The organism is Pseudomonas abieticivorans (genome assembly GCF_023509015.1).
GTDB lineage: Bacteria > Pseudomonadota > Gammaproteobacteria > Pseudomonadales > Pseudomonadaceae > Aquipseudomonas > Aquipseudomonas abieticivorans.
The window spans coordinates 4,058,068-4,079,200 of record NZ_CP094975.1 but is presented as its reverse complement, the minus strand read 5'-3'; the positions used below and the strand labels follow the sequence as shown (position 1 = coordinate 4,079,200).

Here is a 21,133-nt window from a genome sequence, read left to right as displayed (position 1 = left end):
TTCACCTGATCGGGCATCGTTGCAGAGGGAGCCCATTTAAAAGCGGCTGAACAGGCTCTGGATGCCTTCGAAAATGAGCCTGGTATTCGAGTGATTCCCCCATTTTTTCCGCTAAAGGTATTCATTGATCTGCCTAGCTCTACCACACCCCGTCAATACCCACATCAACACCCGACACTTCCTGCCACACAACTCGCCCGCCATCACGACCCCACGCTGCTGCAGATCGATTTCCCCACCCGCATACCCATATTCCCTGTACGCCGTACTCCCCTCGCCCGTTCGCGTGGCCACGACCACTGGCAGCACCTCGGCGATGGCGCCTAATCGTTGCGCCCAGGGCTCAGGCACATGCCCGGCACCGAACCCGTTCACTACCAAACCCGCATACCCCAACGGCACCACTTGGTCGAGCACCCTGGTTTGCGCACCCAACGTGGCTTCCAATAAGGCCACGTCGTGATCGGTATGTTCGGGTACCGGCAGCGGCGTGCGCGCTTCGGGCGCCCGTATGTAAACCAAGTGCCCTTGGGCCATGACGCCGACCGGGCCGTGGCCTGGTGAGGTGAAGGCGTGCAACGCCAGGCTGTGGGTCTTGCGTACGTGCCGGGCGGTGTGAACGCGTTCGTTCATCACAACCAGCACGCCACGGCCGCGGCTTTGCGGGGCCAGGGCGACGGTAGCGGCGGTAAGCAGGTTGGCGGGGCCGTCGGGTTGCGGGTGGCTGGCCGGGCGCATGGCGCCGGTGAGGATCAGCGGGGTGTCGTGGGGCCAGAGCAGGTCCAGGAACCAGGCGCTTTCTTCGAGGGTGTCGGTGCCTTGGGTGATGATGACGCCTTGTACGCCAGCTTTCACTTGAGCATCAGCCCAGTGCAGTGCGTCGAGCAGTTGCTTGAAGCCGAGCGAGGCGCTGGGGACCAGTTGCAGCGTTTCAGCGTGCACCTGGGCCAGGTGGGCGAGTTGCGGTATGGCTTGCACCATGGCGAGTGCGTCCATGGCGGGAACCACGCCGGCGTTAGCGTGGTTGGCTTTCATGCTGAGGGTGCCGCCCAGGGCGGCGATGGCGAGTGTGGGTAGTGGCATGGAACGCTCTAGCAAGTAGTTGGCGGTGATCAGGAGGTCTCGATGGACGCGGCGATGGCGCTGCACCAGGACCGAGCACACCACGCCAGGTGGGTTTAGCGCGGCAGCAATGGGTGTAGGTGGTAGCCGAGCATGCTGTCGTACAGATCGCTGCGGCGGTTGCGAGGCAGGTCGTTAAGGCTGTTCCAGATTGGCGCGCTGCGGGCGTCCATGAGGTCGACGTCGGCGTAAAGGATGGTCTGCTCTTCCGCCGAGGCCACTTCGCTGATGGGCCAGCCACCGGTGCCGGCGATCAGCGAGCAACCCAGGAAGCGCTCGCCGCGGTCGCTGCCGATGCGGTTGGCGGCGGCAATGAACACGTTGTTGACGTGGGCAGCGGTGATGGTGAGGTATGAAGCCATACACTGACCGCTGGCATCGAACAGGGGCGGTGGTGTCCACACCCAGTTGTTGAGGGTGCAGATGATGTCGGCGCCCTGCAGGGCCAGCAGGCGTGGCGCCTCGGGGAACCAGATGTCCCAGCAGATCAGCAGGCCGATGCGGCCAATGGGAGTATCGAATACCGGGAAGCCGAGGTTGCCGGGGGTGAACCAGAGTTTCTCCTGGTTCCACAGATGGGCCTTGCGGTACTTGCCGATGAAGCCGTCGGGGCCGACTAGGGCCGCGGTGTCGTAGAGCATCACGTCGTCGCGCTCGACCAGGCCTACGGTCAGGTAAACACGGTGCTCACGAGCAAAGTCGCGAAAGCGCTTCATGGTCGGGCCGCTGGGCACGTGCTCGGCGTGGGCGAACGCTTCTTCTCGGTTGGTGAAGGCGTAGCCGGTGGTGGCCAGTTCGGGCAGCACAATCAGATTGGCACCCTGCTCTACTGCTTGGTGGGCCAGGAGCAGGACGTGGGCGAGATTGGTCTCGCGCTTCTCCGTGCCGACCTGAGGGTCGAACTGAATGACGGCGATACGAACCGGGCTGGCTGGGGTGGACATGGGGGCTGACCCTCTTGTTTTTCACTCGGGTGAACGGGGTTCCCATAAGAAACTATTCCCGAGAGTGAGCCAGTCAGCGGTTTCCGGTAGGCCCGTAAGACTGTTCCCAAGTGGAGAATGCAGCCGTTGCCAGGCTGGGAGAGAGGGATTGGGGAGCGAAGATCGTCGCGTGGTGTTTCTTGGGGTGGGTGTGCTTTTCGCGGCTGAATCCGCTCCTACAGGGATCGCCGTCTGTAGGAGCGGATTCATCCGCGAAAAGATCACCACACATCCATCAAGCCAGAAAAGACAAAACCCCCACCTGCGTTAGCAGATGGGGGTTTCGGAATTTAATCTTGACGATGACCTACTCTCACATGGGGAAACCCCACACTACCATCGGCGATGCATCGTTTCACTGCTGAGTTCGGGATGGGATCAGGTGGTTCCAATGCTCTATGGTCGTCAAGAAATTCTGTAGCCAGGATGCCGTTGCGGGCACTCCAGCGAATCGGGTATGTGATGTTTGTGAGTTACAAATTTTCGGATAATGCGTCTTCACAACACCGCAATCTGGTCGTTCGACTCAAATTGCTTGGGTGTTATATGGTCAAGCCTCACGGGCAATTAGTATTGGTTAGCTCAACGCCTCACAGCGCTTACACACCCAACCTATCAACGTCGTAGTCTTCGACGGCCCTTTAGGGAACTCAAGGTTCCAGTGAGATCTCATCTTGAGGCAAGTTTCCCGCTTAGATGCTTTCAGCGGTTATCTTTCCCGAACATAGCTACCCGGCAATGCCACTGGCGTGACAACCGGAACACCAGAGGTTCGTCCACTCCGGTCCTCTCGTACTAGGAGCAGCCCCTCTCAAATCTCAAACGTCCACGGCAGATAGGGACCGAACTGTCTCACGACGTTCTAAACCCAGCTCGCGTACCACTTTAAATGGCGAACAGCCATACCCTTGGGACCGGCTTCAGCCCCAGGATGTGATGAGCCGACATCGAGGTGCCAAACACCGCCGTCGATATGAACTCTTGGGCGGTATCAGCCTGTTATCCCCGGAGTACCTTTTATCCGTTGAGCGATGGCCCTTCCATACAGAACCACCGGATCACTAAGACCTACTTTCGTACCTGCTCGACGTGTCTGTCTCGCAGTCAAGCGCGCTTTTGCCTTTATACTCTACGACCGATTTCCGACCGGTCTGAGCGCACCTTCGTACTCCTCCGTTACTCTTTAGGAGGAGACCGCCCCAGTCAAACTACCCACCATACACTGTCCTCGATCCGGATAACGGACCTGAGTTAGAACCTCAAAGTTGCCAGGGTGGTATTTCAAGGTTGGCTCCACGCGAACTGGCGTCCACGCTTCAAAGCCTCCCACCTATCCTACACAAGCAAATTCAAAGTCCAGTGCAAAGCTATAGTAAAGGTTCACGGGGTCTTTCCGTCTAGCCGCGGATACACTGCATCTTCACAGCGATTTCAATTTCACTGAGTCTCGGGTGGAGACAGCGCCGCCATCGTTACGCCATTCGTGCAGGTCGGAACTTACCCGACAAGGAATTTCGCTACCTTAGGACCGTTATAGTTACGGCCGCCGTTTACCGGGGCTTCGATCAAGAGCTTCGCGTTAGCTAACCCCATCAATTAACCTTCCGGCACCGGGCAGGCGTCACACCCTATACGTCCACTTTCGTGTTTGCAGAGTGCTGTGTTTTTAATAAACAGTCGCAGCGGCCTGGTATCTTCGACCGGCATGAGCTTACGGAGCAAGTCCTTCACCCTCACCGGCGCACCTTCTCCCGAAGTTACGGTGCCATTTTGCCTAGTTCCTTCACCCGAGTTCTCTCAAGCGCCTTGGTATTCTCTACCCAACCACCTGTGTCGGTTTGGGGTACGGTTCCTGGTTACCTGAAGCTTAGAAGCTTTTCTTGGAAGCATGGCATCAACCACTTCGTCGCCTAATGGCAACTCGTCATCAGCTCTCGGCCTTAGAATCCCGGATTTACCTAAGATTCCAGCCTACCACCTTAAACTTGGACAACCAACGCCAAGCTGGCCTAGCCTTCTCCGTCCCTCCATCGCAATAACCAGAAGTACAGGAATATTAACCTGTTTTCCATCGACTACGCTTTTCAGCCTCGCCTTAGGGACCGACTAACCCTGCGTCGATTAACGTTGCGCAGGAAACCTTGGTCTTTCGGCGTGGGTGTTTTTCACACCCATTGTCGTTACTCATGTCAGCATTCGCACTTCTGATACCTCCAGCAAGCTTCTCAACTCACCTTCACAGGCTTACAGAACGCTCCTCTACCGCATCACCCGAAGGTGATACCCGTAGCTTCGGTGTATGGTTTGAGCCCCGTTACATCTTCCGCGCAGGCCGACTCGACTAGTGAGCTATTACGCTTTCTTTAAAGGGTGGCTGCTTCTAAGCCAACCTCCTAGCTGTCTAAGCCTTCCCACATCGTTTCCCACTTAACCATAACTTTGGGACCTTAGCTGACGGTCTGGGTTGTTTCCCTTTTCACGACGGACGTTAGCACCCGCCGTGTGTCTCCCATGCTCGGCACTTGTAGGTATTCGGAGTTTGCATCGGTTTGGTAAGTCGGGATGACCCCCTAGCCGAAACAGTGCTCTACCCCCTACAGTGATACATGAGGCGCTACCTAAATAGCTTTCGAGGAGAACCAGCTATCTCCGAGCTTGATTAGCCTTTCACTCCGATCCACAGGTCATCCGCTAACTTTTCAACGGTAGTCGGTTCGGTCCTCCAGTTAGTGTTACCCAACCTTCAACCTGCCCATGGATAGATCGCCCGGTTTCGGGTCTATACCCAGCGACTAAACGCGCTATTAACACTCGCTTTCGCTACGCCTCCCCTATTCGGTTAAGCTCGCCACTGAATATAAGTCGCTGACCCATTATACAAAAGGTACGCAGTCACAGAACAAAGTCTGCTCCCACTGCTTGTACGCATACGGTTTCAGGATCTATTTCACTCCCCTCTCCGGGGTTCTTTTCGCCTTTCCCTCACGGTACTAGTTCACTATCGGTCAGTCAGTAGTATTTAGCCTTGGAGGATGGTCCCCCCATATTCAGACAAAGTTTCTCGTGCTCCGTCCTACTCGATTTCATGACTAAGAGATTTTCGCGTACAGGGCTATCACCCACTATGGCCGCACTTTCCAGAGCGTTCCGCTAATCTCAAAGCCACTTAAGGGCTGGTCCCCGTTCGCTCGCCACTACTAAGGGAATCTCGGTTGATTTCTTTTCCTCAGGGTACTTAGATGTTTCAGTTCCCCTGGTTCGCCTCTTAAGCCTATGTATTCAGCTTAAGATAACCATCTTATGATGGCTGGGTTCCCCCATTCAGACATCTCCGGATCACAGTCTGTTTGCCGACTCCCCGAAGCTTTTCGCAGGCTACCACGTCTTTCATCGCCTCTGACTGCCAAGGCATCCACCGTATGCGCTTCTTCACTTGACCATATAACCCCAAGCAATCTGGTTATACTATGAAGACGACATTCGCCGAAAACTTGTAATTACTCACAAATTTTACCTTAGCCTGATCCGTTACCAGTGAAAGTAACGTTCAGTCTATCTTTCTATCACATACCCAAATTTTTAAAGAACGATCTAATCAAAAGACTAGAAATCAATATTCTCAATGGAATACTCATTTCTAAGCTTTCAGAAGCAGTTTATGGTGGAGCCAAACGGGATCGAACCGTTGACCTCCTGCGTGCAAGGCAGGCGCTCTCCCAGCTGAGCTATGGCCCCATACAAAATTGGTGGGTCTGGGCAGATTCGAACTGCCGACCTCACCCTTATCAGGGGTGCGCTCTAACCAACTGAGCTACAGACCCAATTTCGAGCGCGTAACTGTTAGCGTTGAGCTATCAGCTTGGAGCTTAAAGCTGCTTCTATCGTCTTCTTCAATGAATCAAGCAATTCGTGTGGGAGCTCATGATACAGCTGATGTCGTCGATTAAGGAGGTGATCCAGCCGCAGGTTCCCCTACGGCTACCTTGTTACGACTTCACCCCAGTCATGAATCACACCGTGGTAACCGTCCTCCCGAGGGTTAGACTAGCTACTTCTGGTGCAACCCACTCCCATGGTGTGACGGGCGGTGTGTACAAGGCCCGGGAACGTATTCACCGCGACATTCTGATTCGCGATTACTAGCGATTCCGACTTCACGCAGTCGAGTTGCAGACTGCGATCCGGACTACGATCGGTTTTGTGAGATTAGCTCCACCTCGCGGCTTGGCGACCCTCTGTACCGACCATTGTAGCACGTGTGTAGCCCAGGCCGTAAGGGCCATGATGACTTGACGTCATCCCCACCTTCCTCCGGTTTGTCACCGGCAGTCTCCTTAGAGTGCCCACCATAACGTGCTGGTAACTAAGGACAAGGGTTGCGCTCGTTACGGGACTTAACCCAACATCTCACGACACGAGCTGACGACAGCCATGCAGCACCTGTCTCAATGTTCCCGAAGGCACCAATCCATCTCTGGAAAGTTCATTGGATGTCAAGGCCTGGTAAGGTTCTTCGCGTTGCTTCGAATTAAACCACATGCTCCACCGCTTGTGCGGGCCCCCGTCAATTCATTTGAGTTTTAACCTTGCGGCCGTACTCCCCAGGCGGTCAACTTAATGCGTTAGCTGCGCCACTAAGAGCTCAAGGCTCCCAACGGCTAGTTGACATCGTTTACGGCGTGGACTACCAGGGTATCTAATCCTGTTTGCTCCCCACGCTTTCGCACCTCAGTGTCAGTATCAGTCCAGGTAGTCGCCTTCGCCACTGGTGTTCCTTCCTATATCTACGCATTTCACCGCTACACAGGAAATTCCACTACCCTCTACCATACTCTAGCTTGCCAGTTTTGGATGCAGTTCCCAGGTTGAGCCCGGGGATTTCACATTCAACTTAACAAACCACCTACGCGCGCTTTACGCCCAGTAATTCCGATTAACGCTTGCACCCTCTGTATTACCGCGGCTGCTGGCACAGAGTTAGCCGGTGCTTATTCTGGCGGTAACGTCAAAACACTAACGTATTAGGTTAATGCCCTTCCTCCCACCTTAAAGTGCTTTACAATCCGAAGACCTTCTTCACACACGCGGCATGGCTGGATCAGGCTTTCGCCCATTGTCCAATATTCCCCACTGCTGCCTCCCGTAGGAGTCTGGACCGTGTCTCAGTTCCAGTGTGACTGATCATCCTCTCAGACCAGTTACGGATCGTCGCCTTGGTGAGCCATTACCTCACCAACTAGCTAATCCGACCTAGGCTCATCTGATAGCGCAAGGCCCGAAGGTCCCCTGCTTTCTCCCGTAGGACGTATGCGGTATTAGCGTTCCTTTCGAAACGTTGTCCCCCACTACCAGGCAGATTCCTAGGCATTACTCACCCGTCCGCCGCTGAATTCAGGAGCAAGCTCCTGTCATCCGCTCGACTTGCATGTGTTAGGCCTGCCGCCAGCGTTCAATCTGAGCCATGATCAAACTCTTCAGTTCAATACTGCAATTAGGTTTTGAGAAAACCTTATAAACTTGGCTCAGCAATCGTTGGTTACATCTTTGATTTCTCGCGGAGGTAACTTGTGATGCTGATAATCTTTTTGACTATCAGTCTGAGTCACAAGCACCCACACGAATTGCTTGATTCAATTGTTAAAGAGCGGTTGGTTGATTCTTTCGTCTCAACCGAGGCGCGCATTCTACGCTTTCCTCAGAGCCTGTCAAGCGTTTATTTTACGAAGTTTTCAGAGATTCTCTAAGAACTTCAAACACTTGGCTCGCTTCGATCTCTCGTTGCGGGAGGCGAATTCTACAGCGTTTCAAACCGCTGTCAACCACCTTTTTCACCGCTTCCGATCTACAACATCGAAGCACTTCCTCACTGCTTACTTCGCTTAACTCTTTGTTTCCAAAGAAGTTTTCCGTTTCGTCTGCGCCGGAAGTGGGGCGAATTATAGAGAGATCCACAGAGGCGTCAAGCGCTTATTTCAAAATGCTGCAAGCTTTAAGCTACAAGCCGCAAGAGGAGCGCCTACCGCCTTCACTTGCAGCTTTTAGCTGGGAGGTTCAAGCTGAACTACTATTAAGGTAGCTACGCCCTGAAGCAGCTCGGTCCCCACGGCGGCCGGGCAGGTGGCGCAGGCACAACCGCCGTCATGGGTCCTTAGCGGGCACGCATCATGAAAACTGTCTCGATCAAGCGCTGTATTCTAATGAGTGTGGTCCTGGCGTTTGCAGGCCTGTCATTACCCGTGTCAGCCGGTGGTTACTACGGCCATGGCGGTGGGGGCGGCTACCACGGTGGCGGCGGATGGCATGGCGGGGGCAGTTGGCACGCAGGTAACTGGTGGGGGTTTGGGCTGGGCGTGGGGTTAGGCTACCTGGGCGCAAGCGCCGTCAATTCCTATTACTACTCAAGCTACCCGACCTATTACTACCCGGCGACGCCTGTGTACTACGCCCCGGCGTACAATTACGTCCCCGTGCAAACAGCCCCGACCTACACCTACCAGGCCGTGCCTGTACAGACGGCAGCCAGCCCTCCCTCACCACCACCCTCGGCACCTAGCTGGTATTACTGCGCTTCGGCCAGGGGCTACTACCCCAACGTGCGTGAATGCCGCGAAGCCTGGCAGATTGTACCTTCCACCCCACCTGGCGCCATACGCTGACACGCGTTGCGCCAAGCGATCCAGTGTTTGGCGCAACACTCTATATAGAGTAGAGACCTGCAAGATCAGCCCCTGGGCGCCATGACCACGCCCTGGCCAATATCACTTTCATCACCTTGGCCAGCAAACAGGTCGACACGCGCATGGGCAATCAGCTTGGCCCTCACATTGCTGGCGTTGGCTTTTTTGCCGGTACGCGTGATGGCTTCCCACCACAAGGCCGCCACGCCGGCCACGTGCGGGCAAGCCATGCTGGTGCCGCTCAGCGTTGTGAAGGTGCCGCCGCGCCGCGCAGACAAAATATCCACACCCGGCGCGCAGACACTGGGCAAGGTGTTGGAAAAGTCTGCGACTTTAAAGCGATCGCCCTCACGCCCTACTGCCGCCACGGATAAAACATCATCGGCTGCCGCGGGTAGTGACGCCGCGATACAGAATTTTCCGTCCACTTGGCGGCGACTTTCGTTGCCAGCCGCTGCTACCACCAGCGGGCACACACCAAAGGCAGCGCGCGCCTTGAGCAGCCCCATGATGGCGTCGAACATGCGCAGGTTACCCCGGTAGGCTTCCAGCGCATTGGAGGTGGCCAACTCGACGGGCCAACCGCTACTGGTCATTGCCTTGACCATCCCAGGGAAATCAAAGCCCAGCGATAGGGAAATAATGTCGGCTTTCATGTGGTACGCCCACAACAAGCCGTCAAACACCATGTCGGAGGTGCCATCACCATCGTTCTGCAGCACCTTGCCAATCAAAGCCTGCTTGATGCCGGGGGCGACGCCTATGCGCACAGGGTTGCCACGCCCAAAGATCGTACCGGCGCAGTGAGTACCATGCCCATCGGTGTCACCGTTACCATCCCCGCTAAAGTCTTTTTGTATGAGTTCGACGCCCTCGAACGCCGGGTGCTTGGCCTCGATGCCGGTGTCCAGCACTGCCACGGTAACGCCCGCACCTGTATAGGGCGTATCGTTAGCCCCCACGGCTGCAAGCCCCCATGCGCTGCCCGCCTCACCGGCACCACTGGCGGCGGGTCGGATCAGGCTGATTGGCATTTTGGGGGCGAGCACCTGTACTTCGGGGTCGGCTTGCAGTTCAGCCACGGCTTTGTCCGGGATACGCTCGACGGCGAGGTTTATCTGCTGGCCCTCGACGCTGCTTGCCCCCGCCTTACCAAACAAGCCGCGGGCAGGCGTGGCCACACTGCGGCGCAATACGATGTAGTCCTTCATCAGGTCGTTCCTTAAACGGATGCATGAAGGTCGTAGACTGCGCCTGATGGGCGCTAAAGAGCGGCTGGAATGGTTTCCGTGAAATCGGGGCGCGTTAGTCAGCGGCCCCACAGCACTTTTTGTACTTCTTGCCACTGCCACAGGGGCATGGGTCGTTACGGCCTACCTTGGGCTCTGAACGAACAACCTCGGCCGGCGCGTCTTGCTCCGGCGGGCGCAGTGCGAACCAATAGTCGAACAGCGTAACCGCAGCCACGTGAATAAGGCCGGTCACCGCTTCCTCGGTGCTGACCGCGTCCTCGGTGCTGACCTCTTGATCGGCTTGGTCAGCGCCGATCACGTCCACACCCAACGTGTGCATCGTGATCATCTGCAAATACCCGGCTTCGGATTCGGGCAGTTGCGCCCAACCATCGCCCAGGGCCGTGCCGCGCTCATACCCCTGGCACCAATCGCGGATATCCAGCCCCTCGCGGTGCTCCGCCTCGTTATAGATCGGCGAAAAGTCGTCAGGGTATTCGCCGAGCATCAGCGATACCTGATTTAGATGCTGGATCAACAGGTCAAAGAAGCGCTGATAGACCTGCTCGCTTTTCCACTTGGGCAAACAGCGCGGCCCACCCCAAAACGCGGCGTACCAGTCATTGAAGTGGATGGCTTCTTTATAGGAGATGACCGCCGCGAAAAAACCGTCCATTTCCGAGATGGAGCGCACCGATACGTCGGTGGCATGCAGGTCCAGTTGGTCTTGGATGAAATCGAACTGCTCGAAGGTCAGCGGCTCGTTGCTGATGGTGTAGGCCATGGGGTACTCGTGGATGTAAGACGTTAGGCTCTGTACGGAACGATCCAAGGATATCACCCAGTCAGCATCACACCCGCACTTGGGTAATCCCCAGCAACCCGGCCTGCTGCACAATCTCTCGCGGCGAAGCATCTGCCGTTGGCATGATCAAGCTGTTTTCCGAATCCCCGAAGTGCAGTTGCAACAGGTGCAGCGCCGCCAAGTGCTCGGGCAGCACGTCGTCCTCCAGCTCGAAGGTATGTTGACGCGGTTCGCCATTGAAGGCGTAGCTGACGGGGTATTGATGCAAGACAGTCATGGCAGGCCTCTATGTAATTCACCAGGTAGATGCACTACAGACTGCCAAGGCGGGCGCGGATTCAATGAGATTTGCCGGGCACAAAAAAAGGCGACCCTATTGGATCGCCTTTTTCACACCGCCCAGCAGAGCGGATTTTGTTTGGTAGGCGCGATTGGACTCGAACCAACGACCCCCACCATGTCAAGGTGGTGCTCTAACCAACTGAGCTACGTGCCTGCTGTGGGGCGGCATTTTACGCACTTGTGATTGGCTGTCAACTGACAGGATGCAAAACCTGTAGGATGCGCTCCACAATCAACACACCCGTTTCTGATCTGGCATTCCCATGAAGGCCACGCACCAGGAGATCCAAGTGACCACCGCTGCCGTCAAGACCACCCTGATCACCCTGCTGCTGGCGCTTCTGCTGGCTCCACAGGCCCAGGCACAAACCCACACGCAAGCACACGCCAAGCACCCGGCCAAACACGCGCCGGCCAAACCCAAGGTGCTGAAAGTGTCGACGCTCAAGGGCAGGTTCAGCTTCACCCTGCCCAACGACTCCAAAGGCTACAGCGCCAATGCCATGCAGGATGGCGATGAAGCCTCCGGCGCCCAGGGGGCCAAAGGCACGATGTACACCAACCCGACTGAAAAACGCGTGGTCATCGTGTCGCAAATGCCTACGCCCACGGGGCAGAAAGTCGGGGACTATGACGCGACATTCCTGGACACCACCGTGGCCGACTACCTGAGCCAGCAAAGCGCTGCCCTGCCTGACTTCAAGAAGCTGGGCGACAAGGAGTTCACGGTAAAGGGCTTAGGTGTGCGGCAGATCGACAGTTCGGCCACCCAGGGCGGAGGCCGGACGTTGGCGACGACGTTTTTGGCCGCCTCCGGTACCACTCTGTCCATCGTGCAGGTGATTTCCCGGTTCGATGATCAAAAAGGGCATGACGCCTTGGTCAAGAAGATTGCGGGCATGCGCTGAGGTACGCCCTGCTCCCTCAATGCAAACAACACTGCTTATACTTCTTGCCACTGCCACACGGGCACGGGTCGTTGCGCCCCGCCCGCACTTCGGCGCGGGCCGGTTGCGGTGCCGCGCGGCGTTGCAGCCAGTAGGCGTGCAGCGCGATGGCGATACCGTGCAGCTGATCGATGGTGTCTTCGATGTCTTCGTCCGGCAGTTCCGTGCCCTGAAGGTCTTCTTCGTTCAGGGTGTGGATGGTGACGAAGGCCAACAGGTCTTGCTCATCATCGGGCAGGCCGTTCCAGCCGCCGCCCATGTCCACGCCGCGCTCATAGCCCAGGCACCAGTCGCCCACGCTCAATTGCGAGGTTTGCTGTTCATCATCGAAGATTTCGCTGAAGATCGGTTCGTATTGTGTTTGGTCTTCTTCCAACACCGTGGCCAAGTGGTTCATGTGCTGGATCAGCAGGTTCATGAACCGCTCGAATTCCTTTTCGCTGTTCCATTTGGGCAGGTAGCCCGCGCCGCCCCACAACGCCGCGTACCAGTCGGAGAACTGAATGGCGATGGGCCCGGAGACGATGGCGGTGAAAAAACCGTCCAATTCGGACACGGTGCGCACCGACTGTTCGCTGGGGTAACGCTCAAGGGCTTCCTGGATGAAATCCAGCTGGTCGTCGTTCAGCGGCTCGCTGCTGAGGGTGATGGACATGGGCGGGGCTCGCTGTGGGTAAAAGGCATTAATGGTCATATTAGAAGCCAAAACTGACGCAACGGCCAGACTTGCCTGACGCCTTCTTCATGCAGTGCCGGGGAACACCAGCCTGCATCGCGCACTCGTACCACCAGAGGCTGAACGATTCAGCCCTCCTCACTCACCCTCAGGAGCGCGCGGCATGGCAGGTACAGTGGCAGATTTCATCACTCAATCGCTCAAGCAGGTTGGCGTCAAGCGGGTATACGGCGTGGTCGGTGACTCGCTGAACGGCTTCACCGATTCGCTGCGCCGGTTGGGCGGCATTGACTGGATACACATGCGCAACGAGGAGTCGGCCGCCTTTGCCGCTAGCGCCGAAGCGCACCTGACCGGCGAGTTGGCCGTGTGTGCGGGTAGTTGCGGGCCGGGCAACTTGCACCTGATCAACGGCCTGTTCGATGCTCACCGCAGCGGCGTGCCGGTATTGGCCATCGCCGCGCACATTCCCAGCAGCGAAATCGGCATCGATTATTTCCAGGCCACCCACCCGGAAAGCCTGTTCAAAGACTGCAGCCATTACGTTGAACTGGTCAGCCGCGCCGACCAATTGCCGCAAATACTGGAACGCGCAACCCGCGTGGCCATCGCCCGCCGCGGCGTGGCCGTGGTAGTGATCCCTGGTGACGTGGCCTTGGAAAAAACCGAGGCCAAGGTGCCCAAATGGCAGGCGCCTGCCCCTGCACGGGTATTGCCCAACGAGGAGGAAATCCAGCGCCTGGCGCAGTTTCTCAATGCTGGCAACAAGGTCACTTTGCTGTGCGGCGCCGGGTGCGCCGGCGCTCACGCCGAGGTGATTGCCCTGGCCGAGCGCCTGCAAGCGCCGATCGTGCATGCATTGCGCGGCAAGGAGCACATTGAGTACGACAACCCTTACGACGTTGGCATGACCGGGCTGATCGGCTTCGCCTCGGGCTACCAGGCGATGATGAGTTGCGACACCCTGTTGATGCTGGGTACCAACTTCCCCTACCGGCAGTTCTACCCCGAGCATGGCCGTATCGCCCAGGTCGACCTCAAGCCCGAGGCCTTGGGCAACCGCTGCCCGTTGGAGCTGGGCTTGCTCGGTGATGTGAAACAAACCTTACAGGCTTTGCTACCCAGCCTTACGCCACACACCGACACCTCCCACCTGGCCACGGCACGCAAGGACTACCAGGATACCCGCCGCAAGCTCGATGCACTGGCGGAAAGCGGCCCCAACAGCGGCACAATCCACCCGCAATACCTCAACCGCCTGGTGAGCGAGTTGGCCGCAGACGATGCAATATTTACCTGCGACGTCGGCACCCCCACGGCCTGGGCGGCGCGCTACTTGAAAATGAACGGCAAACGGCGGCTGGTGGGCTCGTTCAACCACGGCTCCATGGCCAATGCCATGTTGCAGGCCATTGGTGCCCAGGCCACGTACCCCGGCCGGCAGGTCATTTCGCTGTCGGGCGACGGCGGTTTCGCCATGATGATGGGCGACTTCCTGACCCTGAGCCAACAGAAGCTGCCCGTCAAAGTGATCGTGCTGAACAACGGCACCCTGGGTTTCGTCGAGATGGAAATGAAAGCCAGCGGCCTGGTGGATGTCGGCTGCGACCTGCACAACCCCAACTTTGCCGCAATGGCCCAAGCCATGGGGGTCAAAGGCATCCGCGTGGAGAAACCCCAAGACCTGGAAGGCGCCCTGGCCGAGGCACTCGCCCACGACGGGCCAGTGCTGGTAGACGTGGTCAGCGCCCGCCAGGAACTGATCATGCCGCCGAACATCACCGCCACCGAAGCCAAGGGCTTCAGTTTGTTCATGCTACGGGCGGTGATGGATGGCCGAGCCGGGCAGCTGATTGACTTGGCCAAGGTCAACCTGCTGCGCTAATCGAAACCGGGCGGCCTGGCGCCGCCCTTGTTCAAAGTGTCATAAAGCCATCATCTAAGCCTGTTACAAACCGGGTCGTAGTTCTCAAACGAGCCTGGCCCTGTGAAAGTACTGTCGCTTTTTGCCCGCACCTCCCCCACCACGCTGCCGGTGCTGCGCCGTCTGAGTATCGGCCAACGTCTGCTGGCAGGCTTTGGCCTGTGCGCCGCTTTACTGATCGCACTGGGGGCGTTCTGTATCGTGGAAATGCAGCAGTTGCGCCACCAAGGCGAGTTGATCGAGCAAGGCCCGCTGTCGAGCATTGCCCAGGCCGATGCAATTGCCCTGGACCTGAGCAAGTTGCGCACTGAGGCGGCGCTGTTGCTGGTGTACGCCAACGATCCGGCGGAGCTGTCCAACCGCAAGATCGCCCTGGAACAATTGTCGGGTGAAGTGGAGCAGGGCTTCGGCCATTACCTGGCCCAAGTACCGGAGGGCACGGAGCGTGATTCGATCAAACTGCTGCAAGACGCCGCCCAACAGTTTGTCAGCCTGTTCAAGAACGCCATCGCGCTGGTCGAGCAGAAACAACTGGCTGAGGCCACCCACCTGTACAGCAACGACCTGACCAACCAGGGCGGCATGATGGACATGCAAGTGCAGTTGCTGCGCGAGTTGAACAAGCAAACCTCGGCCCAGGCGCTTGAAGTGTCTGCGCACACCTTCGAAAAAACCCGCCTCGCGGTCCCCGCCACTGTGGCCGTAGCCCTGGGGTTGATGTTGCTGTTGGCCTGGCGCCTGAGCGTGAGCATCACCCGCCCCCTGCGCCAGGCGCTGCACGTGGCCAAGACCGTGGCTGCCGGCGACCTCAGCCAGCCAGTGGTAGCCCACGGGCAGGATGAAGTGGCGCAACTGTTGCGCATGCTCGGGCACATGCGTGACCAGTTGCACGGCGTGATCAAACAGATCGGCGGCGCGGTGGGCCGACTCAACTCGGCCACCCAGGAGATGGGCGCGATCATGCACGACAGCGCCCAAGGCTTGCAGCAGCAATACAATGAGATCGAACAGGCGGCCACGGCCGTGACGCAGATGAGCCAAGCCGTGGAAGAGGTGGCGGGTAACGCGGTATCCACCTCGAGCGAGTCGCGTTCATCCAGTGCGGCGGTCAACGAAGGCCAGCAACAGCTCGATGCCACCATGGCCGACATCAGCGAACTGGCCGATCAGGTTGAGCAGGCCAGCGAGCGCGCGCAGCACCTGGCGGAAAAAACCCTGGGCATCAGCAAGGTGCTGGAAGTGATCCGCTCCGTGGCCGACCAAACCAATCTGCTGGCCTTGAACGCGGCGATCGAAGCGGCCCGTGCCGGTGAGGCCGGGCGCGGTTTTGCGGTGGTGGCCGATGAAGTACGCGGGCTGGCCCATCGTACCGGGGCTTCGACCCGCGAAATCGAACAGATGATGGCCAGCATTCACAGCGGCACCGGGCAGACGGTTCAGGCCCTGGCTGACAGCGCCGCCCAGGCCGGCCGTACGCGCCAGCGCGCGCAAGTGACCAAGGATGTGCTGGGCAGTATTTCCCGTTCGGTCAATGGCATCGACCAGCGTAACCAGGTGATCGCCAGTGCTGCCGAACAGCAGGCCCAGGTGGCGCGGGAAGTGGACCGCAACCTGGTGCGCATCCGCGACTTGTCGTTACAGACGGCCACCGGCGCGACCCAAACCAGTGCCGCCAGCCAGGAATTGGGCCGCCTGGCCAATGAGCTGGACGGGATGCTGGGGCGCTTTTCGCTGTGACAGCCTCGACACAATTACTTACAGCCATTAGATTAGCCGCGCTCCCGGGAATGACTCCCGGGCTTTTACCGATGGAGCTTCACTTGAAAAGCGCTTACAAAACCCTCGCCGCCCTGCTGTGCACCGCCGCCCTCGCCGCCTGTACCGGCACCCCGATGAAAACCCAGCAGTTGGACAGCCAGCAATACACCGTGATCGGCCACAGCGAGGCCAGCGCCACCGGCATCATGTTGTTCGGCATTATCCCGATCCAGCAAAACACCCGCTTCGTGCGCGCCCAGCAGGCAGCCATCAAGGCCAAGGGCGGCGATGCCCTGGTCAACACCCAGGTTCAGGAAAAATGGTTCTGGGCATGGGTATTGAGCGGTTACACCACCACCGTTTCGGGTGACGTGGTCAAACTCAAGAACATTCAGTAACACCGCACACATGCTCCTGTAGGAGCGGATTGATCCGCGAAGGGCGCGCCGCGGTATGCTTTTCGCGGATCAATCCGCTCCTACAGGGCTAGGTTAACCTTTAGGTAGTTCCAGCCTCACCCCACCCGGATGTTGCCCAAGCACGCTCCACGGCAGTACCGACCATTCTGGCGATTCGCAGGCGCGCATCACCCGCGCGAACCCAGGCCCGAAATAGATGCCCTTGGCCGTGAAGTGCCAGGACGGAAAATTCCAGATTTGCGGGTCGCTGTAGTCGCAGTCGTTTTCATCCGCTGGCTTTTTCATTTCCTCGGGGTACAGCTTCTGAAATTGCTGTACGAGGAACGGCGCCAGGTACTTTTCCCGATAAGCACTGTAGGTATCGAACGTAACCGAGCCGTCCTCGGCATCGCCGTTGCCATCGGGCCGGTCATAGTGCCAAGGCGCACCGTCGCCCAGCCACAGCACGTCTTCCAGGGCCAGGGCCTGGCCGGTGTTCACGTTAAGGTTGATCGGGTTGTCGCCGAAGTCGGGGTGGGCCCCGCCGCAGAAGTAACTGGTGAACACGCTGGCACTGAGCACCGCTGGCGAGAAATAGGTCGGCGTCACGGTCTGTTCGAAATCACCCTCGCCAAACCGGCTGCTATTAAGCATGCACTCCTGGTAACTGATGACCTCACTCCACAGGCGCGCGCGCAAGACCGGGTTGACCCGTGCCAACGCGTCGGCGGGGTAGCCCGAGGTGACCTCGAACAGGCTGATTTTCGACTCGGTCTCGGCCTGCCACTTCAAGCCATACCCCATGAACGTCTCGGCCTTCCCGGCGGCCAGCGGCAGTTGTGACAACCGCAGGTATTCATAAGGGTCGTGCTCGCGCAATTGCACGAAGAACGGGTCGGCATTGCCCGCCGGCGGCAGTTCGGCCCGGTGCAGTTTGACCGCCAGGACCTTGCCCTTGGGGTCGAGCCACTGGCCCTGCCAGCCCCCGGCGTTATCGCGCGTTAGGTTGAGTTTGGGCCGGGGGGTATCCTGATAGTCATCCTGGCCTTCATCCAGGCTCAGCTCATCGTTTTGCAGGGCACCGCTCAGGGCCAGGTCGCGGTGGTACTTCACATAGAAGTAGCGCCCGCTGACCTGCGCCGGGTCGGCCAGTTGCAGTTCCACCACGACGGGCATCGCGCCCAGGGTGCCGCTGTACACCTGATTGATGTCGGCGGCGTAAAGACGGTTGCAAAGCAAGCCCAGCAACAACAGCCAAGGGCGAAGGCGTCCGTGTGACATAACAATTCCCTGCATGAATTCGTGGCGTGATTATGATTCAGCCCACAAGCCTGCGATAGCTTAACCAATGGGCCTGGCGGTACCGAACAGGCTGACCTGAGCCAATTGACCGCCCGTTTCGGTCAGGCGCAACGGCGCGGTGCCGCCCGGCATCAGCACTTCGACCTGCCCAGCCGTGACCCAGCCGGCCTGCCACGCCGCCGAAGCCACCGCACTGGCACTGGTACCGGACGACTCGGTGGGCCCTTCGCCGCGCTCGAACACACGGGCCATTACCCGTTGCACACCGGTCAATGCCGCCCATTGCAGGTTGACCCCGGCCGGGCAGGGTTCGCCGCTGCCCTGGCCATTGTCGCGGGCATAGGCAATGCGGGTCAGCGCGGCGCCCAACACCGGCGCACGCAGCTGCGCCATGCTCGGCAACTGCTCGGGCGCAGCCAGCAAGGTGACGCAATGGGGGTTGCCAATACGCACGAACTGGCTGGTGTGCCAAGCCGGGTCCAACGCCTGCAGGGGGGCAACAGTCACGGGCAGGGGTGTCTGGGCAAACCCTTCGGCGCCCACCGCCAGCGGTCCGAAGCCGGGTGTACCCAGCTCCAGCCAAAAACCCTGCACGCCATCGACGGTCGCCGGGTCAACCTGCACCGGTGCCAGCGCACCGGCTTGATCGTGATGCACCCGCAGCGCGAAGGGAGCCGTGCCCACCACCCCGCTGTCGGTCAGTGCCTGGGAAAAAATCGTCAGGCCATTGCCACTGCGTTCAGCCAGGCTGCCATCGGTGTTGACGATCAACAGGTCGAACGGTGCCTGCTGTTCAAAGGGCCCCACCAGCAAGCCGTCGCTGCGATGGCCCTTGGCACCGGCCGGGCGGGTGCCAGCCGGCCAGGCGCAAATGGCCTCGATGGCCGCCATCGCCCACTGCTCGCGATGCTGGGCGGCAGCCTGGGGCGTGGCGGGCAGGTCGATACCCAATTGGCGCAGATGGTCAGGGCTGGCAACGGCATACAGGTTGCCACGGGCGTCGTAGAGAGTCGGCATGGAAGGGCTCGATAGGCATGGGACAATTCTTGCAACATTAACGGTTTTACCGCAGCCGCGCCCAGCCCAGTAACATGGCCCTTTACGCAGCCCAGGGCCTGCCCCATGACCGCCTCCCCTACCCGCCGCCCTCGATGGTGGCCGTTGCTCGCATTGACCGTGTTAATTGGCATCGGCCTGCCTTATGGATGCTCGCGCCTGGCCTACAAGGAGCGCGAGCTGATCTTCAGCATCGAACCGGGCACTGCCAGCTGGTTCACGGGCGTACCCAGCGGCGTCAAGCAAATGGACATCCCCTTGGCCACGGGGCTTTCCAGTAGCCAATACATTCACGGCTGGTGGTGGCCGGCCAGCCGTGCCGACGCGCCCGCCGTGCTGTACCTGCACGGCACGCGCTGGAACCTGACCGCGCAGGTGCGGCGCATTTCCACCCTGCGCAGCCTGGGTTTCTCGGTGCTGGCCATCGATTACCGAGGCTTTGGCGACAGCCCCGGCGACCTGCCTTCCGAACGCAGCGTTTACCAAGACGCCCAAGCCGCCTGGCAACGCTTGGTAGCGCTGCAGCCGGCCGCCGACAAACGCTACATCTACGGCCATTCCCTGGGCGGGGCGATCGCCGTGGACCTGGCCGAACACCTCAACCAAGAACACGAACCCAAGGCTGCCGGGCTGATCATCGAGTCCACCTTCACCGACATGGGCGCCGCCGCCCAGGCCGTGATCAACACGTCGCTACCGATCCGCTGGCTCATGTCGGAGAAGTTCGACTCCATCGACAAAATTGGCGACGTTGGCCTGCCCGTGCTGATCGTGCACGGCACGGATGACCGCTACGTACCTTCGCGTTTCAGCCGCGCTTTATTCGACGCGGCGGCACCGCCCAAGCAGCTGTTGCTGGTGCCCGGCGGCACGCACAACAACAGCATGTCCATCGGCACCGCCCAATACGCCCAGGCGTTGAACGAAGTGTTCGGTTTGCAGGCGCGGTGACGCAACTATCCGCTGCCCCCCGGGGTCATTGATGTAGGGCGACAGCCTTGTCGCCATCGACCTTAACTGGATCCAGGCAGCCCCATGGAAAATGACCAAGGCAAGACCCCGGGACTCTCTGCCAGCGAGCAGCAGGAAGTCCACGAAAGCCAGCCACCACGCGCCGCCGTGCTGCACGAAATCATCCGCACCGAAGGCGATCACGAGCTGGAGCGCAGCGTAGCCGCCCTGTGGTGGTCTGCCCTGGCCGCAGGCTTGACCATGGGCCTGTCGCTGATGGCGATGGGCTTGTTCAATTCGCGCCTGCCCGAAGGCGAAGCCAGCAAGGTGATTGCCAGCCTGGGCTATTCGGCGGGCTTCCTGGCGGTGATCCTGGCGCGCCAGCAACTGTTTACCGAAAACACCCTGACGGCGGTTTTGCCGGTCATGACCAAGCCCACGCTGACTAACGCCGGGCGCTTGCTCAGGCTGTGGGGCGTGGTGCTGGCGGGTAACCTGGTGGGCACATTGCTGGTGTCCTACGTGATGCTGCACTTACCGATTTTCGACAGCAAGACCGACGCCGCCTTTCTGGAAATTGGCCGCAAGGTGATGGAAAACGACATGGGCCAGATGTTCTCCAAAGGGATCATCTCCGGCTGGATGATCGCCACCATGGTCTGGATGATCCCCTCGCTGGAAAGCGCCAAGGTGTGGGTCATCATCCTGATCACCTACCTGATGGCACTGGGCGACTTCACCCACATCGTCGTGGGGTCCGCCGAGACCTCTTACCTGGTATGGGCAGGTGAATTGTCGTGGCGGGATTTCTGGGTAGCCTTTGCCGGGCCTACGCTGGCAGGCAATATCATTGGCGGGAGCTTCATCTTCGCGCTGATCAGCCATGCGCAGATCCGCAGCGAGAGTGGCAAACCGCCGGAAGAGAAGCCGGCGGCGGCACGCTCCAAAAAAACCTAGGCC

The 21,133-nt window shown here is 59.0% G+C and carries 15 protein-coding genes, 3 tRNA genes and 3 rRNA genes; 7 read left to right on the top strand and 14 right to left on the bottom strand.

From position 1 onward, the window contains the following. Positions 1 to 111 precede the first annotated feature (111 nt). From L9B60_RS18745 to L9B60_RS18715, 7 genes are all read right to left on the bottom strand, one after another. A complete protein-coding gene (locus L9B60_RS18745) occupies positions 112 to 1,083 on the bottom strand; it encodes an asparaginase (protein WP_249672228.1) in 972 nt (323 codons plus the stop codon). 95 nt (positions 1,084 to 1,178) lie between these two features. Then, complete coding sequence (locus L9B60_RS18740) at positions 1,179 to 2,066, bottom strand: nitrilase family protein (RefSeq protein WP_249672227.1); 888 nt, start codon at positions 2,064 to 2,066, stop codon at positions 1,179 to 1,181. 333 nt (positions 2,067 to 2,399) lie between these two features. Beyond that, a 5S ribosomal RNA gene (rrf, locus tag L9B60_RS18735) occupies positions 2,400 to 2,515 on the bottom strand. Positions 2,516 to 2,651: 136 nt separating this feature from the next. Then, positions 2,652 to 5,544, bottom strand: a 23S ribosomal RNA gene (locus L9B60_RS18730). A 220-nt stretch (positions 5,545 to 5,764) separates the two neighbouring features. After that, a tRNA-Ala gene (locus tag L9B60_RS18725) sits at positions 5,765 to 5,840 on the bottom strand. Between the two features lie 9 nt (positions 5,841 to 5,849). Further along, positions 5,850 to 5,926, bottom strand: a tRNA-Ile gene (locus L9B60_RS18720). A gap of 123 nt (positions 5,927 to 6,049) precedes the next feature. Next, positions 6,050 to 7,586 (bottom strand): 16S ribosomal RNA (locus L9B60_RS18715). Together the 16S, 23S and 5S rRNA genes with 2 tRNA genes alongside form the textbook arrangement of a ribosomal RNA operon. Positions 7,587 to 8,269: 683 nt before the next feature. Between L9B60_RS18715 and L9B60_RS18710 the strand changes: the two genes are divergently transcribed. After that, entirely contained in the window at positions 8,270 to 8,761 is a 492-nt protein-coding gene (locus tag L9B60_RS18710; RefSeq protein ID WP_249672226.1) for a hypothetical protein, read from the top strand. Positions 8,762 to 8,826: 65 nt separating this feature from the next. On the opposite strand, the gene L9B60_RS18705 is transcribed toward L9B60_RS18710, so the two are convergent. From L9B60_RS18705 to L9B60_RS18690, 4 genes are all read right to left on the bottom strand, one after another. Beyond that, positions 8,827 to 9,993: a S8 family peptidase gene (locus L9B60_RS18705; protein ID WP_249672225.1), complete on the bottom strand. Its 1,167-nt coding sequence runs from the start codon at positions 9,991 to 9,993 to the stop codon at positions 8,827 to 8,829. A gap of 94 nt (positions 9,994 to 10,087) precedes the next feature. Further along, entirely contained in the window at positions 10,088 to 10,798 is a 711-nt protein-coding gene (locus tag L9B60_RS18700; RefSeq protein ID WP_438866145.1) for a UPF0149 family protein, read from the bottom strand. A 67-nt stretch (positions 10,799 to 10,865) separates the two neighbouring features. Then, complete coding sequence (locus L9B60_RS18695; RefSeq protein ID WP_438865992.1) at positions 10,866 to 11,096, bottom strand: hypothetical protein; 231 nt, start codon at positions 11,094 to 11,096, stop codon at positions 10,866 to 10,868. 142 nt (positions 11,097 to 11,238) lie between these two features. Next, positions 11,239 to 11,315 (bottom strand) — tRNA-Val (locus L9B60_RS18690). 136 nt (positions 11,316 to 11,451) lie between these two features. Here L9B60_RS18690 and L9B60_RS18685 point away from each other — a divergent pair. After that, complete coding sequence (locus tag L9B60_RS18685) at positions 11,452 to 12,069, top strand: DcrB/PsbP domain-containing protein (protein ID WP_249672223.1); 618 nt, start codon at positions 11,452 to 11,454, stop codon at positions 12,067 to 12,069. 16 nt (positions 12,070 to 12,085) lie between these two features. Here the strand turns inward: L9B60_RS18685 and L9B60_RS18680 are convergent, their stop codons facing one another. After that, the gene (locus tag L9B60_RS18680) at positions 12,086 to 12,763 is read right to left on the bottom strand and encodes a UPF0149 family protein (RefSeq protein ID WP_249672222.1); all 678 of its coding nucleotides are present in this window, start codon (positions 12,761 to 12,763) and stop codon (positions 12,086 to 12,088) included. A 184-nt stretch (positions 12,764 to 12,947) separates the two neighbouring features. Between L9B60_RS18680 and poxB the strand changes: the two genes are divergently transcribed. The 3 genes from poxB (at position 12,948) to L9B60_RS18665 (ending at position 16,864) form a co-directional block, all read left to right on the top strand. Then, the gene (poxB, locus tag L9B60_RS18675; RefSeq protein ID WP_249672221.1) at positions 12,948 to 14,669 is read left to right on the top strand and encodes a ubiquinone-dependent pyruvate dehydrogenase; all 1,722 of its coding nucleotides are present in this window, start codon (positions 12,948 to 12,950) and stop codon (positions 14,667 to 14,669) included. A 150-nt stretch (positions 14,670 to 14,819) separates the two neighbouring features. Further along, positions 14,820 to 16,445, top strand: a complete 1,626-nt coding sequence (locus L9B60_RS18670) for a methyl-accepting chemotaxis protein (protein ID WP_249679776.1) — start codon at positions 14,820 to 14,822, stop codon at positions 16,443 to 16,445. Between the two features lie 83 nt (positions 16,446 to 16,528). Continuing rightward, a complete protein-coding gene (locus L9B60_RS18665; protein ID WP_249672220.1) occupies positions 16,529 to 16,864 on the top strand; it encodes a hypothetical protein in 336 nt (111 codons plus the stop codon). 93 nt (positions 16,865 to 16,957) lie between these two features. Here the strand turns inward: L9B60_RS18665 and L9B60_RS18660 are convergent, their stop codons facing one another. Both L9B60_RS18660 and L9B60_RS18655 read right to left on the bottom strand, forming a co-directional pair. Next, entirely contained in the window at positions 16,958 to 18,145 is a 1,188-nt protein-coding gene (locus tag L9B60_RS18660) for a hypothetical protein (RefSeq protein WP_249672219.1), read from the bottom strand. A 60-nt stretch (positions 18,146 to 18,205) separates the two neighbouring features. Next, a complete protein-coding gene (locus tag L9B60_RS18655; RefSeq protein WP_249672218.1) occupies positions 18,206 to 19,183 on the bottom strand; it encodes a diaminopimelate epimerase in 978 nt (325 codons plus the stop codon). Between the two features lie 105 nt (positions 19,184 to 19,288). Between L9B60_RS18655 and L9B60_RS18650 the strand changes: the two genes are divergently transcribed. Both L9B60_RS18650 and L9B60_RS18645 read left to right on the top strand, forming a co-directional pair. Beyond that, positions 19,289 to 20,173 carry an alpha/beta hydrolase gene (locus L9B60_RS18650; RefSeq protein WP_249672217.1) on the top strand — a complete coding sequence of 295 codons (885 nt, stop codon included), beginning with the start codon at positions 19,289 to 19,291 and terminating at the stop codon, positions 20,171 to 20,173. An 84-nt stretch (positions 20,174 to 20,257) separates the two neighbouring features. Further along, on the top strand, positions 20,258 to 21,130 hold the full coding sequence (locus L9B60_RS18645) for a formate/nitrite transporter family protein (protein WP_249672216.1): 873 nt from the start codon (positions 20,258 to 20,260) through the stop codon (positions 21,128 to 21,130). Positions 21,131 to 21,133: the final 3 nt, after the last annotated feature.

Coding starts and splice junctions, on each gene's coding strand:
- L9B60_RS18660 (WP_249672219.1), bottom strand. CDS start 18,145: ATGTCACACGGACGCCTTCGCCCTTGGCTGTTGTTGCTGGGCTTGCTT.
- L9B60_RS18680 (WP_249672222.1), bottom strand. CDS start 12,763: ATGTCCATCACCCTCAGCAGCGAGCCGCTGAACGACGACCAGCTGGAT.
- L9B60_RS18745 (WP_249672228.1), bottom strand. CDS start 1,083: ATGCCACTACCCACACTCGCCATCGCCGCCCTGGGCGGCACCCTCAGC.
- poxB (WP_249672221.1), top strand. CDS start 12,948: ATGGCAGGTACAGTGGCAGATTTCATCACTCAATCGCTCAAGCAGGTT.
- L9B60_RS18645 (WP_249672216.1), top strand. CDS start 20,258: ATGGAAAATGACCAAGGCAAGACCCCGGGACTCTCTGCCAGCGAGCAG.
- L9B60_RS18700 (WP_438866145.1), bottom strand. CDS start 10,798: ATGGCCTACACCATCAGCAACGAGCCGCTGACCTTCGAGCAGTTCGAT.
- L9B60_RS18710 (WP_249672226.1), top strand. CDS start 8,270: ATGAAAACTGTCTCGATCAAGCGCTGTATTCTAATGAGTGTGGTCCTG.
- L9B60_RS18695 (WP_438865992.1), bottom strand. CDS start 11,096: ATGACTGTCTTGCATCAATACCCCGTCAGCTACGCCTTCAATGGCGAA.
- L9B60_RS18740 (WP_249672227.1), bottom strand. CDS start 2,066: ATGTCCACCCCAGCCAGCCCGGTTCGTATCGCCGTCATTCAGTTCGAC.
- L9B60_RS18650 (WP_249672217.1), top strand. CDS start 19,289: ATGACCGCCTCCCCTACCCGCCGCCCTCGATGGTGGCCGTTGCTCGCA.
- L9B60_RS18655 (WP_249672218.1), bottom strand. CDS start 19,183: ATGCCGACTCTCTACGACGCCCGTGGCAACCTGTATGCCGTTGCCAGC.
- L9B60_RS18705 (WP_249672225.1), bottom strand. CDS start 9,993: ATGAAGGACTACATCGTATTGCGCCGCAGTGTGGCCACGCCTGCCCGC.